This is a genomic window from Gemmatimonadota bacterium, assembly GCA_009841265.1.
Lineage (GTDB): Bacteria > JAAXHH01 > JAAXHH01 > JAAXHH01 > JAAXHH01 > JAAXHH01.
Map to the genome: position 1 here is coordinate 343955 of VXMB01000007.1, position 16564 is coordinate 360518.

10 protein-coding genes are annotated in these 16564 nt (G+C 60.7%); 7 read left to right on the forward strand and 3 right to left on the reverse strand.

The features are described from left to right. Nucleotides 1-21: 21 nt before the first annotated feature. Entirely contained in the window at nucleotides 22-1356 is a 1335-nt protein-coding gene (locus F4X08_03260; GenBank protein MYD24816.1) for a replication-associated recombination protein A, read from the reverse strand. 173 nt (nucleotides 1357-1529) lie between these two features. Between F4X08_03260 and F4X08_03265 the strand changes: the two genes are divergently transcribed. The 6 genes from F4X08_03265 to F4X08_03290 all read left to right on the forward strand — a co-directional run bounded on the left by F4X08_03265 (nucleotide 1530) and on the right by F4X08_03290 (nucleotide 13448). Next, nucleotides 1530-3971 carry an FtsX-like permease family protein gene (locus F4X08_03265; GenBank protein MYD24817.1) on the forward strand — a complete coding sequence of 814 codons (2442 nt, stop codon included), beginning with the start codon at nucleotides 1530-1532 and terminating at the stop codon, nucleotides 3969-3971. Nucleotides 3972-4012: 41 nt separating this feature from the next. Further along, complete coding sequence (locus F4X08_03270; GenBank protein MYD24818.1) at nucleotides 4013-6460, forward strand: FtsX-like permease family protein; 2448 nt, start codon at nucleotides 4013-4015, stop codon at nucleotides 6458-6460. A gap of 119 nt (nucleotides 6461-6579) precedes the next feature. Continuing rightward, nucleotides 6580-9015: an FtsX-like permease family protein gene (locus F4X08_03275; protein MYD24819.1), complete on the forward strand. Its 2436-nt coding sequence runs from the start codon at nucleotides 6580-6582 to the stop codon at nucleotides 9013-9015. A gap of 146 nt (nucleotides 9016-9161) precedes the next feature. Continuing rightward, a complete protein-coding gene (locus tag F4X08_03280) occupies nucleotides 9162-9764 on the forward strand; it encodes a porin family protein (GenBank protein MYD24820.1) in 603 nt (200 codons plus the stop codon). Nucleotides 9765-10024: 260 nt separating this feature from the next. Beyond that, nucleotides 10025-10516 (forward strand): transcriptional repressor NrdR, encoded by a 492-nt coding sequence (nrdR, locus tag F4X08_03285; protein ID MYD24821.1) that lies wholly within the window; start codon nucleotides 10025-10027, stop codon nucleotides 10514-10516. A gap of 163 nt (nucleotides 10517-10679) precedes the next feature. Beyond that, nucleotides 10680-13448: a vitamin B12-dependent ribonucleotide reductase gene (locus tag F4X08_03290; GenBank protein ID MYD24822.1), complete on the forward strand. Its 2769-nt coding sequence runs from the start codon at nucleotides 10680-10682 to the stop codon at nucleotides 13446-13448. 167 nt (nucleotides 13449-13615) lie between these two features. Here F4X08_03290 and F4X08_03295 read toward each other — a convergent pair whose 3' ends face one another. Both F4X08_03295 and F4X08_03300 read right to left on the reverse strand, forming a co-directional pair. Further along, entirely contained in the window at nucleotides 13616-14755 is a 1140-nt protein-coding gene (locus F4X08_03295; protein MYD24823.1) for a flippase-like domain-containing protein, read from the reverse strand. A gap of 171 nt (nucleotides 14756-14926) precedes the next feature. Further along, complete coding sequence (locus F4X08_03300) at nucleotides 14927-15232, reverse strand: HigA family addiction module antidote protein (protein ID MYD24824.1); 306 nt, start codon at nucleotides 15230-15232, stop codon at nucleotides 14927-14929. Nucleotides 15233-15348: 116 nt separating this feature from the next. Here F4X08_03300 and F4X08_03305 point away from each other — a divergent pair, with 116 nt between their 5' ends. Beyond that, nucleotides 15349-16560, forward strand: coding sequence for a UPF0261 family protein (locus F4X08_03305; protein ID MYD24825.1), 1212 nt, complete (start codon nucleotides 15349-15351; stop codon nucleotides 16558-16560). Nucleotides 16561-16564 lie beyond the last annotated feature (4 nt).

The window sequence follows — 16564 nt, forward strand, 5'->3', positions numbered from 1 at the left end:
AGGACCGGGCGGACCGGCCCGTCAGCCGCCGTCCCTGACCTTCCGCATCTTTTCCATCCACACACGGATCTTCTCTTCGCGGCCCCGGTCGGTGGGTTCGTAGTAGCGGTGCCCCTTGATGGACTCGGGCAGATGCTCCTGATCCACGGACGCCCCGTCGTAGTCGTGGGCGTACTTGTATCCCTTGCCGTGGCCCATTTCCTTCATCAGGCGGGTCGGCGCGTTGCGCAGGTGCATGGGTACGGGTTCGTCGCTCGTCTGTTCCGCGTCCTGCCGCGCCTTCGAAAAGGCCGCGTAGACCGCGTTGCTCTTCGGCGCGGTGGCCAGGTACACCACTGCGTGGGCGAGCATCAGGTCGCCTTCGGGCTGGCCCACGAAATGGACGGCCTGCTGGGCCGAGGTGGACAAGGTCAGGGCGAAGGGGTCGGCCAGCCCGATGTCCTCCACGGACATGCGGATGATCCGGCGCGCGATGTACAGGGGATCGTCGCCGGCGATGAGCATCCGGGCCAGCCAGTAGAGGGCGCCGTCCGGATCGGAGTCCCGCACGCTCTTGTGCAGGGCCGAAATGGCGTCGAAGTGCCAGTCCCCGCCCTTGTCGTACTGCGGCGACCGGTGCTGCAGGGCTTCGTCGATCTCCTTCACGGTCAGCCGGATCAGACTCCCGTCGCCGCGCGGCGTGGTCATGGCCGCCACTTCCAGGGTGTTCAGGGCGATCCGGGCGTCGCCGCCGGCCACGGAAGCCAGGTGGGCGGCCGCCTCGTCATCCATCTCGATGTTCCGCCAGCCCAGTCCGCGTTCTTCGTCCTCCAGCGCGTTGCGAACGATCCTTTGCAGATCCTCCTCCGAAAGCGGCTCCAGGCGGAGTACCCGGCAGCGGGACAGCAGGGCGTTGTTGACCTCGAAGGAGGGGTTCTCCGTGGTCGCGCCGATGAGGGTCAGCGTGCCGTTCTCCACGGTCGGCAGCACGGCGTCCTGCTGCAGCTTGTTGAAGCGGTGGATCTCGTCGATGAACAGGATGGTCCGCTTGCCGTGCATGCCCAGCCGGTCACGGGCCTCGGCGGTCGCCTTGTGCAGGTCCTTTACGCCGGCGCTCACGGCGCTCAACGCGACGAAATGCGAATCCGTGGCGCGGGCGATGATGAAGGCGAGGGTGGTCTTGCCCGACCCGGGCGGCCCCCACAGGATCATCGAAAAGGGCGTGTCCCGCTCGATGGACTCGCTCAGGAGGCGTCCCCGGCCGACCAGCCCCTGCTGGCCCAGGAAACCCTCCAGCGAATCGGGCCGCATGCGGGAGGCCAGCGGCGCTTCCCGTTGCAGTTGCTTTTCGGCCTGGTCGGAGAAGAGATCGGTCATGGTAAACTTGCACAAGGGTGGAAAGATGGGTGCAGTTCGTGCGCCACAGCGTTATTATACAGTTGTACTTCTGCCAGGGTTAAGGGAATAAGGTGCTGATGCATCCCCAATTGGGAGAAAACGAGTACTTTTCGATGGTCCCGATTGGCCGATAGACTGATTCAAGGCATCCCATGTTCAGCAACTACTTCACGGTAGCGTTCCGTCACTTTAATCGCCAGAAGGGCTATTCGTTCATCAACGTCATGAGCCTGGCGCTTGGGATCGCGTGCTGCCTCCTCATCCTGCTCTTCATCCGGGACGAGCTGAGCTATGACCGTTATTATGACCGCTCGGACCGAACCTACCGCGTAACGGCCGAACAACGGCAGGGAGGCGAGGTCGTTCGTACCGCCGATGTCCTGAGACCCACGGTCTGGTACATGCGCCAGGACTTCCCGGAAATCGAGGACATGGTCCGCCTCGTCCCCCCCGGCAACGCCTGGATGGTCAAGTACGGCGACAAGGGTTTCTACGAGCGGAACTTCTACCTGGCCGACACGACGGTTTTCGACGTGTTCCAGGTTCCCCTGCTGACGGGCAATCCTAAGACGGCGCTGACCGGGAACGACAAGATCGTGCTGTCCGAATCCATTGCCAGGAAGTACTTCGGCGACGAAAACCCCATGGGTAAGATCCTGGACTCCGAAGGGACCTTTCACCTCGAAGTGACCGGTATCATGCCGGACCTGCCCGCCAATACCCACCTCGGATTCGATATTCTCGCGTCCTTCAAGATCCAGGAAGCCTACTCCAGGAACGTCAACGAGTGGGGATGGCGCACGGCCCATAGTTACATCGTGCTCCGGGAGGGCACCGATCCGGCCGAACTGGAAGCCAAGCTGCCCGCTTTCGTGCAAAAACACCTTGGAAACCGCTACGAAAGCGGTGAGGCCACACTGACATACAGGCTGCAGCCGGTAACGGACATCCATCTCCATTCGCGCCTGGAACGGGAACTGACGCCTAACAGCGATATCAGGTACATTTACCTTTTCATCGCCATCGCGGTCTTCATCATCGTCATCGCCTGCATCAACTTCATGAACCTGGCGACCGCCCGGTCCGCGGGCAGGGCCAGGGAAATCGGCCTCCGAAAGGTTTTCGGCGCAGTCCGGTACCAGATGGCGCGGCAGTTTCTCGTTGAATCGCTGCTGATGAGCGGATTGGCCGTGTTGCTCGCTTTGATGCTCGCGTGGATCAGCCTGCCGTGGTTCAACCTGCTCACGGGCAAGACCATGTTCCTGGATGCTGAAACCGCCTGGTTTGCCCTCGGCGCCGTAGTGGTCATCGGTGTCATCGTCGGGTGCGTATCGGGCAGCTATCCCGCGCTATACCTGTCCGGCCTGGCGCCGATCGAGACGCTCAAGGGAACGCTCGCGTCCGGTTCCGGCACGGCCGGCATGCGCCGGGTGCTGGTCGTAAGCCAGTTTGTCATTTCGATCGCCTTGATCATATGTACCGGTGTGGTTTACAGCCAGATGGATTTCATTCAGAAGAGAAACATGGGGCTGAACACGGACCTGGTCGTGGCCGTCCCCCTGACTTTCGACCCGGTCCAGGAGACGGCGAGGATTTACAAGCAACGCGTGAAGGAAAGTCCGTACATTACTAACGCCACCTCCACGTACATCCTTCCCGGTCACAAGAACGCCGTGATACCCATCACGTTGCAGCGGACGGGCGAAAGCGAATTCGAGAAGATCGATATGAGCCAGGCCTGGACGGATGAAGACTTCGTCGAGACGTTGGGCATTGAGCTCGTCACGGGCCGCTACTTCGACACTTCCTTCGTCAGCGACTGGGGCTGGGAGACCGCGGGAGGCGGGGCCGTTCTGAACGAGGCCGCCGTAATGAGGCTGGGATTCGATTCTCCGGAAGACGCCGTAGGCAAGGAATTGAACTGGGTGCGGGAACTGCGGCAGGGATGGCAGGAGGAAGGCAGGCAACTGCGCAGGATCGTCGGCGTTGTGAAGGACTTTCACTACACGTCACTGCACCAGCCCATAGGACCGTTGGTCATGTTCGCCGACTACCAGGGCGGTCACGTCGTCATCAAGATCAAGCCGGAATCCCTGTCTGAAGGCCTTGAAATGATCGAAGACGTATGGCAGGAAGTGAACCCGGAGTTCGCCTTCGAGTATTTCTTCGTGGAAGACATCTTCGGGCGCCTGTATGAGGCCGAACAGCGATTCGGCAGGATATTCGTCAGTTTCGCCGCCCTGGCCGTGCTGATCGCCTGCCTCGGACTCGTCGGCCTCTCCTCCTTTACCGCGGAACGGCGGACGAAGGAAATTGGGGTCCGCAAGGTCCTGGGCGCTTCCATACCGAACCTGTTTCGCCTGCTGTCCAACGAATTCGTCCGGCTCGTGATCGTGGCCAACATCTTCGCCTGGCCGGCGGCCTACCTGGTGATGAACCGATGGCTGGACAACTTCGCCTACCGCGTCGACCTGGGTTGGACCACCTTCATTCTGGCTGGCGTCCTGGCCATGGCGATCGCCCTCCTGACCGTGAGTTTCCAGGCTGCCCGGGCCGCCACCGCCAATCCGGTGGAGTCGCTGCGGGCCGAGTAGATCGCATCGCTCGTTCCTTTTAATAGCGGTAACATTTCACCATGTTCAGAAAATACGTCACGGTTGCCCTCCGGCATCTGAGCCGCAGGAAGGGTTACTCGTTCATCAACGTGATGAGCCTGGCGCTCGGGATCGCGTGCTGCGTCCTCATCATGCTGTATATCCGGGACGAACTGAGCTATGACCGTTATCACGCCAAGGCGGACCGCATCTACCGCGTGATCGCCGAGGAACGCCAGGGCGGCGGAGTTATTCGGACCATACGGACCGCGGAAGTCATGACGCCCACGGCCAGGTTCATGCGAGAAGACTTCCCCGAAGTGGAAGACATGGTACGTCTCAACCCGCCCGTGAACGCCTGGATGGTCAAGTACGGCGACCGGGGATTCTACGAACGCGATTTCTACCTGGCCGACAGTACTGTTTTCAACGTGTTCGATGTGCCGCTTCTGGCAGGCAATCCCCGGACCGCGCTGAGCGGAAGGAACCGGGTCGTGCTGTCCCAGTCCGTGGCCCGGAAGTATTTCGGCGACGAGAATCCCATTGGAAAAATCCTGGACGCCGAAGGGACCTTTCACCTGGAAGTGGCCGGCGTCATGGCGGACCTGCCGTCCAATACGCACCTCGGATTCGACATACTCGCGTCATTCCGGATCCAGGAGGCGTTTACAGAGCAGTCGCTCGACGATTGGGGCTGGCGAAAGTCGTACAGCTACGTCCTGCTCACGGAGGGAAGCGATCCCGCCGAACTGGAAGCCAGGTTGCCCGCTTTTGTGGAGAAGTATGTCGGCGATATCTACGACGGCGAATCGTCAACGCTGACCTACCGGCTGCAGCCCGTGACGGACATCCACCTTCATTCCCGGCTCGAGCGAGAACTGACGCCGAACAGCGACATCAGGTACGTGTATCTCTTTGTCGCCATCGCCGTGTTTATCATCCTCATCGCCTGCATCAACTTCATGAACCTGGCAACCGCACGGTCCGCGGGAAGGGCCCGGGAAATCGGCCTGAAAAAGGTATTCGGCGCGGGCCGCGGCCAGGTGGCGCGTCAGTTCCTGAGCGAGTCCCTGATCATGAGCGGAATGGCAGTATGCATCGCGCTGCTGCTGGTTGGGTTCGGGTTGCCGTGGTTCAGCCTGGTATCAGGCAAAACCATTTCACTGGGCGCGGATACCGCGTGGTTTATCCTGGGCTCCGCGGCGGTGACCGGCATCGTTGTCGGGCTGATATCGGGAAGCTATCCCGCGCTTTACCTGTCCGGACTCGCTCCGATCGATACCCTGAAGGGCGCGTTGTCCGGGGATGCCGGCAACGTGGGCATGCGCAGAACGCTGGTCGCGGGCCAGTTCGTAATCTCGATCGCCATGATCATCTGTACAGGCGTCGTGTACGACCAGCTCGACTACATCCGCTACCGCAACCTGGGGATGGAAACGGAACGGCTCGTCGCCGTGCCGCTGACGTTTACCCCGGTCATTGAAAAGGCGCGACTATACAGGCAGCGGGTGAGGGAAAGTCCGCACGTGGAGGATGCCACGGCTACCTTTATCCTTCCTTTTCACAAGAACGCCGTGATCACCGCCGTTGTGCGCAGATCGGGCGAAGGTGATGACGCCAAGATCGAAATGAACCAGGCCTGGACGGACGACATGTTTTTCGATACGTTCGGCATGGAACTGGCCGCCGGAAGGTTCTTCGACCGCGCGTACGTCGCCGACTGGTATGGTGCGGGCGGCGGGACGATATTGAACGAAGCCGCCGTTTCCCGGCTGGGTTACGGTTCCGCCGAGGAAGCCCTGGATGGTCGGTTTGACTGGGTTTTTGACGAGCGACACGGTTTCGATGAGGAAACGGCGGAACCGCGCAGTATCGTCGGTGTCGTGAAAGACTTTCACTACGCTTCGCTGCATGAACCCATCGAACCTCTGGTACTATTTCCCGAATCTGACGGCAGCCACGTGGTCGTCAAGATCAGTGCCAATCAACTTTCGGAAGGCCTGTCGGCGATCGAGGAAGCATGGCGCGACACAAACCCCGACTTCGCCTTCGAGTACTTTTTCGTCGAAGATACCTATGCGCACCTCTACGAAGCCGAGCAGCGCTTCGGCAGGATATTCGTCAGTTTCGCCGCACTGGCCGTGTTTATCGCTTGCCTCGGTCTCGTGGGCCTCTCCTCCTTCACCGCGGAACGGCGCACGAAGGAAATCGGAGTGCGCAAGGTCCTCGGCGCGTCCACGCCGAACCTGATCGGGTTGATGTCGGGGGAATTCGTCCGGCTCGTGATCGTGGCCAACGTAATCGCCTGGCCGGCCGCCTATTTCGCGATGAATCGCTGGCTCGACGATTTCGCGTATCGCGTCGACCTGGACTGGATGACCTTCGTTCTGGCCGCCGCGCTTGCCCTCGCCCTCGCCCTCCTGACGGTGAGTTACCAGGCCGCGCGGGCCGCTACAGCAGATCCTGTCGAGTCCCTGCGGACCGAGTAGGACGCGGTCCATTCTGACGCAGGACGCGTAGATCCCGACGCAGGACGCGTAGATCCCGACCAGGACGCAGCAGAACGCGTGTTTTCGTTTAATCGCCCATCAGTTAAAATGAGTGCGCCATGTTCCGTAACTACCTGACGGTGGCCTTCCGCCATCTGAACCGCCAGAAAGGCTACTCGTTCATCAACGTGATGAGCCTGGCGCTCGGGATCGCGTGCGCGCTCCTCATCCTTCTGTACATCCGCGACGAGCTTAGTTACGACCGGTACCATGAGAAGGCGGACCGTATCTACCGCGTGATCTCGGAAGAGCGCGACGGCGACCAGGTGGTCCGCACGGCCGAAGTGATGATGCCCACCGTCAGATTCATGCGCGAAGACTTCCCGGAAGTGGAAGATATGGTGCGCTTCAATCCCCCCGGCAACGCATGGATGATCAAGTATGGAGACAGGGGGTTCTACGAACGGGATTTCTACCTGGCCGATTCGTCGGTTTTCAAAGTCTTCGACGTGCCGCTGATATTCGGCGATCCCCGAACGGCCCTGGCCGGTATCGACAAAGTCGTCCTGTCGGAGTCCATCGCCCGCAAATACTTCGGCGATGAAGATCCCATGGGGAAGATCCTGGATGCCGAGGGATCCTTCCATTTCGAGGTGACCGGCGTCATGCGGGACCTGCCCGCCAACACGCACCTCGGATTCGACATCCTCGCGGCGTTCAGGATCCAGGAGCACTACTCGCCAAATCCGGCCGACGTGTGGGACTGGCGCAAGTCGTACAGCTACGTCCTGCTTCGCGAGGGCAGCGATCCCGACGAACTGGAAGCCAGGCTGCCCGCCTTCGTGGAGAAGTACCTGGGCGACCGCTACGACGGTGTATCGTCGTCCTTGACCTTCAGGCTGCAGCCGGTCACGGATATTCACCTGCATTCTCATCTCGAGCGGGAACTGACCCCGAACAGCGATATCCGGTACGTCTACCTCTTCGGCGCCATCGCCGTATTCATCATCCTCATCGCTTGCATCAACTTCATGAACCTGGCGACCGCACGGTCCGCGGGCCGGGCCGGGGAAATCGGCCTGAGAAAGACCTTCGGTGCGACCAGGGCCCAGGTGATCCGGCAGTTCATCAGCGAGTCCATGTTCATGACCGGGCTTGCGGTTGGCATTGCCCTCCTGCTTGCCATGCTGAGCCTGCCGTGGTTCAACCTGCTCACGGGCAAATCCCTGTCCCTGAATGCGGATACCGCCTGGTTTGCCCTGGGTGCCGTCGCGGTAATCGGCGCCGTGGTGGGGTTGGTCTCGGGCAGCTATCCGGCGTTTTACCTGTCCGGGCTCGCACCGGTCCGGGCGCTGAGCGGCCTGCGCTCCCCGCGTGCCGGAAACACTACCATCCGCCGGGTCCTCGTCGTGGGCCAGTTCGTGATTTCGATCGCCCTGATCATCTGCACCGGCGTGGTCTACAGCCAGCTCGATTTCATACGCGCACGGAACATGGGGCTCAATTCCGACCAAGTCGTCGCGGTGCCTCAGACCTTCGCGCCTGTGGTCGTAAAATCCAGCGTTTACAAAGCACGGCTGGAGGAGATACCTGCGGTGACGAACGTCTCTATGAATTTCCTTCTTCCCGGGCACAAGAACGCCGCGGCGCCGATCAAGGCGCGCAGACGGGGCCAGGACGAATCATCGACGATTGATATGTACCAGGCCTGGGTGGACGATGATTTCATCGAGATTTTCTGCATCGAACTGGTGGCGGGTCGGAACTTCGATTCCGCGTTCCCCGGCGACTGGACGGCGACGGGTGCGGTCGTAGTCAACGAAGCGGCCGTTGACCGGCTTGGCTATGCATCCGCCGGCGAGGCGTTGGGAAAGGAGATCGAAGGGTTGCAGGAACTGATCACAGATTCCGATGAGCGCGGTGAACTGCGGCCGTCAATCGTAGGCGTGGTCAGGGATTTCCACTACGCCGCCTTATACGAACCCATCGAACCGCTGGTGCTGTTTCCGAACTATCCGGGCGGTTACGCCATGATCAAAATCGATGCCGGTCGCATGGCGGAAGGGCTTTCGGCGATCGAGGAAGCATGGCATGAAGTAAATCCCGATTGGGCTTTCGAATACTTCTTCGTGGAGGACACCTTTGCGCGCCTGCATGAAGCCGAGGAGCGTTTTGCCAGGATCTTCGTAAGCTTCGCCGTACTGGCCGTTATCATCGCCTGCCTCGGGCTTGTCGGGCTGTCCTCCTTCACCGCGGAACGGCGTACGAAGGAAATCGGAGTCCGCAAGGTCCTTGGCGCATCTGCCCCCAGTCTGATCGCACTGTTGTCCGGCGAATACTTGCGGCTTGTGATCGCGGCCATCGTGGTGGCCTGGCCCGTAGCCTACCTCGCGATGAACGCCTGGCTCGAAGGTTTCGCCTACCGCGTCGACCTGGGTTGGACCACTTTCATCCTGGCCGGCGCCCTCTCTATGGCGATCGCCCTGTTCACCGTCGGACTCCAGGCCGCGCGGGCGGCCGCCGCGAATCCGGTGGAGTCCTTGCGGATGGAGTAGCTGCGAGATTGCCGCAAACTTCGAGCGTATGCAACTACATTACTCTCCTGGGAGAATATTGACATTTCGCAGTGTATTTGGTATAAACAAAATATACTCAAAACAACAATTCTTCCGTGCTGTTCAAACGTCAAAGGAGCAGTTCTATGAGGCAGGTAGCGATTACCTTGCTGGCCGCGGCTGTTCTCGTGTCGATATCCACTCAAGAATCTGTCCATGCACAGGAGATTTCACCGTCGTTTATCGTAGGAGGCGGTTTGGGAATTCCCATAGGCACCAAAGTAACAAACAACGGACCGGCGATTCGGGCCGGTGCATCGGTGCCGGTTTATCAGAACTTGCATGCGGTCGTGGAAGGTCACTACAGCAAAAATGTTGCTGAGTTCAAACGGGCTGAGTTCGAACAGTTTGTACCCGGTCCGAGTAGTGCGAGTTCGGATGTTACACTTTTGGGAGCAAACATCGGAATCATGCTGCGTTCTCCTACTTCTTCACCCGTCAGTGTCTATGGGCAAGGAGGAATAGGGGTAACGCGAGCTGAAAGAAGTGCATCCGTCTTCTTGCTTGGTGAATCTCCCGGTGTAAGCGACATCGAGACCGTTTTAAGTTTTACGATAGGCGGAGGCGTCCAGATTCCAATCAACCCATCTATCGGCGTGGCAGTTGACGCCCGATACAGTCATGCGGCGACGGAAGTCGAGGCCACAAAGAGGATGCCGATCACCGTATCCCTCGTGTTCGGTCTCTAGCGCAGACACCTGGTGCCATGATCTGAAGTTACGGCTACAGATTTCGGATAATCATTACAGACGCCCCTTGGCAGACGATGCCGGGGGGCGTTTTTCATTGCGATGGTGCTCCATGAGGGTTAACTAAAAAAGTTTCAAAAAGATACTTGCCTGTATGCGAATTATACAATATCTTGTTTGCTACGTGTCTTTGCACCACTACACCTTGTGATTCTTAATTCTTAAATTATCAATCAATTACATTTGGAGATCCGCCGCAGATGCGATGTCCTGCGTGTGGCACGCTCAACAGCCACGTTGTAGACTCCCGAACCATCCAGAGCGGTAGAACGATCCGCCGCCGCCGCGAGTGCCTTTCCTGCACCAAGCGATTCACTACTTACGAGGCGATCGAGGAAGAGGAACTGATGGTGGTGAAATCCGATGGGCGCCGGGAGGTCTTCGACCGCGGAAAGATCATGCAAGGGCTGAAGCTGGCCTGTACGAAGCGCATGATCTCCGCCGATCAACTCCACGAACTCGTGGACCGTGTCGTGTACTACGTAAGTAACCTCAACGAACGCGAGATTCCTTCGGACCGGATCGGCGAATTCATTATAAGGGAACTGCGGAAGATCGATGAAGTAGCCTATGTGCGTTTCGCCTCGGTCTACAGGGATTTCAAGGACAGGAGCGAGTTCGCGGAAGAGCTCGAACAACTGGAGAAGCAGGAGCTGGCTGCGGTCGTCAAGGAACAGCCCGATCAGGGCTGATTCAGGTATTTAGGTACCTGGTCTGCGTTTTCAGGATCAGGTATTTTTTGTTGACACAATAGTTCCATAGTTTCGACGTTCATATCAAAGAAGGCGATTTTAGGGGGCACGTATGGCTGAAGACAAACTAGAATTGAATCTGGAAGAAACCCACGATCTCCTGATGGAAGAGACGGAGGAATCCGCTGCCGGAGGGGCTGCCGAAGTGTCTGTCGATGACACGACCGCCGTTGACACGCCTGTCGACACGCCCGTCGAAGTGCCGACTGCAACCGGCGGCCTTTCCGTCGAGCGGTTGTACAGCAATCCGGGCCATGATCCCTACGCGGGCGTGGAATGGGAGAAGCGGACGGCCACGATCGCCGGGGACGGCGGCGATGTCGTCTTTGAGCAGAAGGACGTGGAGATCCCGGCCGACTGGTCGCAGCTGGCCACCAACGTCGTCGTGTCCAAGTACTTCCGCGGACCCCTCGGCACCCCGAAGCGCGAGAACAGCGTCAAGCACATGATCGACCGCGTGGCGGACACGATCGCGGGCTGGGGGCGCGCCCAGGGTTACTTCGCCTCGGAGGAAGACGCCGACGCCTTCCATAACGAACTGAAGCAGATCATCCTCAATCAGCGAGCCACGTTCAACAGTCCGGTCTGGTTCAACGCGGGTGTCGAGGACACGCCCCAGTGCTCGGCGTGCTTCATCCTGTCGGTCGACGACTCCATGGAATCCATCCTCGAGTGGTGCAAGGTCGAGGGCATGATCTTCAAGGGCGGGTCGGGCGCCGGGGTGAATCTGTCCCGGATCCGTTCGTCCAAGGAGATACTGTCTTCGGGCGGCCAGGCCTCCGGGCCGGTCTCCTTCATGCGGGCGGCCGATTCGGTGGCCGGGTCCATCAAGTCGGGCGGCAAGACCCGGCGGGCCGCAAAGATGGTCGTCCTGGACATCGACCATCCCGACGTGGTGGAGTTCATCTGGTGCAAGGCGAATGAGGAACGCAAGGCCTACGCCCTCGGCGACGCCGGTTGGGACATGACTCTGAACGGCGACGCGTGGAGTTCAATCCAGTTCCAGAACGCCAACAACTCCGTACGGGTGACGGACGACTTCCTGGACGCGGTGGAAAAGGACGGGGAGTGGACGCTGCAGTCGGTCACCAAGAAAACGCCGGTGGAAAGCCTGAAGGCGAAGGAAGTCATGTCCTGGATCGCGGAAGCCGCGTGGCAGTGCGGCGACCCGGGCATGCAGTACGACACGACCATCAACGACTGGCACACCTGCTCCAACACGGACCGCATCAACGCGAGCAACCCCTGTTCCGAGTACATGCACCTGGACAACAGCGCGTGCAACCTGGCCTCGATCAACCTGCTGAAGTACCTGACCGACGAAGGCACCTTCGACGTGGTGGGATTCATTCACACGGTCAATATCATGATCATGGCGCAGGATATCATCGTCGACAACGCGAGCTACCCCACGGAGAAGATCGGCGAGAACGCCCGCGCCTTCCGGCAGCTGGGACTGGGCTACGCCAATCTCGGCGCGCTGCTCATGGCCATGGGCCTGCCCTACGACAGCGACGGGGGCCGCGCCTTTGCCGGCGCTATTACAGCGCTGATGACCGGCCAGGGATACTACCGGTCTTCGGAGCTCGCCGAGCACCTGGGCACCTTCGACGGCTACGATGTCAACAGCGAACCCATGCTCCGGGTCATGCAGAAGCACCGGGACGCCGTGGACGACATCCAGGCGGAGATGGTGGACAAGAACCTGCTGGACGCCGCGCGCACCGCGTGGGACAATGCCCTGGCCCATGGCAAGATGCACGGGTACAAGAACAGCCAGGCCACGGTGCTCGCGCCCACGGGCACCATCGCCTTCATGATGGACTGCGACACGACCGGCATCGAGCCCGACATCGCCCTGGTCAAGTACAAGCGCCTGGTGGGCGGCGGGACGATGAAGATCGTGAACCGCACCGTGTATTCCGCCCTGGAGAAGCTGGGTTACTCGAAGCCGCAGATCGAGCGGATCGTCCATTACATCGACGAGCACGGGACCATCGAAGGCGCGCCCCACTTGCTCCAGGAACACCTGCCGGTCTTCGACTGCGCGTTTCGGACCGAGAACGGAAGCCGTTCCATCCACCACATGGGCCACGTGAAGATGATGGCCGCGGCGCAGCCCTTCATTTCGGGCGCCATATCCAAGACGGTCAACCTGCCCAACGAGGCGACGGTCGAAGACGTCATGAACGTGTACATGAAGGGCGGAGAACTGGGGCTCAAGGCCCTGGCCATCTACCGCGACGGGTCGAAGCGCACCCAGCCGCTCAGCACCAAGGCGTCGGAGAAGGAAGAGGCCGCCGAGGTCCAGCCCGTTCGTCGCCGGCTGCCGGACGAGCGCGAGGCGGTCACGCACAAGTTCAGCATCGCCGGCCATGAGGGCTACCTGACCGTCGGTCTCTTCGAAGACGGCCAGCCCGGCGAGATCTTCCTGAGGATGTCCAAGGAAGGCAGCACGGTGTCCGGCATGATGGACGCCTTCGCCACGGCCATCTCCGTGTCGCTGCAGTACGGCGTGCCCCTGGAGAGCCTGATCCGCAAGTTCAGCCACATGCGGTTCGAACCGGCCGGGATGACGGGCAACAGGGACGTGCCCATCGCCAAGTCCATCACCGATTACATCTTCCGGTGGCTCGCGGTGAAGTTCCTGCCCGAGGACAGTCATTCCGAGATCGTGGCGGACGAGGACATGGACAACACCATGCACTCGAACGCCATGGACCAGACCATGACCGCGCAGGAGAACCAGGAGCACGAAGTCTATACCGCCCAGGCCGACGCACCGTCCTGCTCGGACTGCGGCAGCCTGATGACCCGCAACGGTTCGTGCTACGTGTGTCGTGAGTGTGGATCGACGAGCGGGTGTTCGTAAAGTATCTGCATTGAACCTGCATAAAACTGCCGGACACCGGGGAATCAAGTACCCGGGGTTCGGCCCTGACCGGGTGCGGTGATGCGCCGGGGAGACCCGGCACCTTCTCCGTGCCCGTACGGTCAGGTCTGGTCCGGCCGGGCTCATTCCCGCCAGGGCTCCTTCGATCAGGCCTCTTCCAGTCCCAGCCTTTCCTTCCATTTTCTATCCGTAACCATGTAGTACAGGGCGCCCACGGCGGCGACGGTGACCCGCACGATGCGGTACGTCAGGGCGGCGGCCAGTCCCGTGGCCTGGGCGACCGTACCCGGAACCGATCCATCGGCGGTCGTGCTGACGAGGTGGTAGATGTAGATGACCGCGCCTTCCAGCGCGCCGACGCCCCCCGGCACCGGCGCGAAAGTGCCGATGATTTCGGCCGCGGGGATCAGCATGAGGTGGGTCCAGTAATCCGGCGCGGCCGCCCCGGGCAGGAGCGCCATCGCGCAGCAGTAGAAGGCCGAAAGCATGAAGACCTGGCCGGCCAGGCCGATGAGCAGCGCCTCGGTCAGCGCGCTGCGGCGCGTCTGGTAGAGTTCCAGGCTGCCCGCCAGTTCGGCGAAGAATGGCCCGACGAACCGGAGACGGGTAAGCCGCTGGAAGAAGGTCCAGTTCAGCAGGCGAAAACGGAGGGATACCACCACGCAGATCAGTCCGGTCAGGGCGCCGCCCCAGAAGACCAGGACGGCGATCATGATCTCCCGGTGATGCCAGAGGTCCTGGTTCAGCAGCGCGGCCGCCGATCCGACGATCAGCAGCGCCAGCATGCCGATCAGCCGGTCGAGCAGTACTGTCGCCGCGGCGACGGTCCGCCTCGACTTCTGACGCCTCGCGATGCCCACGGCGCGGACGATGTCGCCGCCCGCGGTCCCGGGCGCCAGGTAGTTGAACAGGTTGCTGACGAAACCAAGGCGGACGGCCTCGCGGAATCCCAGCACCAGCTTCTGGCCCCGGGCGAGAAGGTACCAGCGGAAAAAGGCCAGCACGGTCGCCGTCGTGGCCAGCACGATGCCGATGCCCAGGAAGGTGAAGTCGATTTCGCGGCGGATGAAATCGGCGTACTGTTCGCGGTAGAGATAGATCAGGTAGGCGAGGATGCCCAGCGCGATCAGCCACCGAAGCCATCCCCAGGCCTTCTTGAGCAGGTTCAGTTCCCCTCCTCCTCGGCCTGTCTGACCTGGGCCGGCGACTGTAGCCGGACGCAATGCAAGCCCGTATACGGAGCGTGTTTTCGGAACAGGCCGTAATCTTCCCGGCAGGACGTACAGCTATACCGGGCGCCCCGGACGCGGCGCAGTTGTCCTCCGCAGGATGGGCAGGGAGGGACTCGTCGAAGCATCCGGTGGAGTATAGGAGTTCCGGCGACCGCCGTCAAGGTATCCGGGTTCGAGATAGAGACTTGGCTTGACTTTCGTATTACCGTTCATTTGACAAATTACCTAACTGAATAAGACTGTGACCACGCGCCAGAGTTCCACGCTATTTACAGCACTTAAACGACGATAGTCAGCCTCGAGTCCCAACCAGATACTGGCATCAACGCCTAACACAGATTCGAATTGGAAAGCGGTCTCCCGTGTAATCGGAGCCTTCCCCGCGATGATGTCACTAATGAGCTGCGGTGAACGGTCGCACCTGCGAGCGAATTCAGCGTGTGTGAGACCATGCGCGTCCAATCTCTCTTCCAGGACCATTCCTGGTGACACTACGTAATCCGGAAGGTACTGGTTTTTACCCAACGACATCTCCCTCCCTCCTTTGGTATAAAGGTATGTACAATAGATTCGTACACTTGTAACTTGATTAGTCGGAAAAAGTTGGATTGTATCGACACTCGAGAATAGACTTTAGAGGTGAGTTCATGCCAAAAACCATAGCCATCGTTGGCGCGCTGGATACCAAGGGCGATGAATTCGCCTTCGTCAAAAGCGAGATCGAGCGGCGGGGTCACGGGACGCTGGTTATCGATACGGGCGTCATTGGTGATTCAACCGTCGAAGCGGACGTGTCTCGGGAACAGGTCGCCGAAGCCGCCGGCACGACGATCGACGCGTTGAAGAAACACGGCGACCGCGGCGAGGCCATCGACGCCATGGCGGCCGGTGTCGCGGAGATCGTGCAGGGCCTGTATGAAGCCGGCGTGTTCGACGGGATCATCAGCATGGGTGGATCGGCCGGCACCGCGGTGGGGACGAGCGCCATGCGGGCGTTGCCCGTAGGCGTGCCCAAGGTGATGGTATCCACCGTGGCCGCGGGGGACACGTCCAACTACGTGGGGATCAAGGATGTGTCGATGATCCCCTCCGTCGTGGACGTGGCCGGAATCAACCGGATCAGCCGCAGGATCTTCGCCAATGCCGCGGGTGCGATCGTGGGCATGGTGGAATCCGAGGTGCAGGAAGCGGCGGAAGACAGGCCGCTCGTTACCGCCAGCATGTTCGGCAATACCACCGAGGCCGTGGACCAGGCCCGGGCCATCATGGAGGCGGCAGGTTACGAGGTGCTGGTCTTCCACTGCACCGGCGCCGGCGGGCGGACCATGGAGGGCCTGATCGACGAGGGCCTGATCGAGGGCGTGCTGGACATCACCACCACGGAATGGGCCGACGAACTGGCCGGAGGCGTGCTGACCGCCGGCCCCGAACGCATGGACGCGGCCGGCAGGGCGGGCATACCCCAGGTGATCGTGCCGGGCTGCATGGACATGGTGAACTTCTGGGCGCCAGACACGGTGCCGGAGAAATACCGCGACCGCAGGCTGCACAAGTGGAATCCGAACATCACGCTGATGCGTACCAACGTGGAGGAGAACGCCCGCCTCGGCGAGATCATCGCGGAGAAGGCCAACGCTTCCAGCGGTCCGGTGTCGATCTTTCTGCCCCTGAAGGGTGTGTCCATTCTCGACAGCCCGGGGAACGAGTTCTGGTGGCCCGAGGCCGACCAGGCGCTTTACGACGCCATTAAGTCGAACGTGTCCGCCGACGTGACGGTGACGGAAATGGACTGCAACATCAACGATCCGGCCTTCGCGGAAGCGGTCACCGGACGGCTGCTCTCCGATCTGAGGGGGTAGGGCG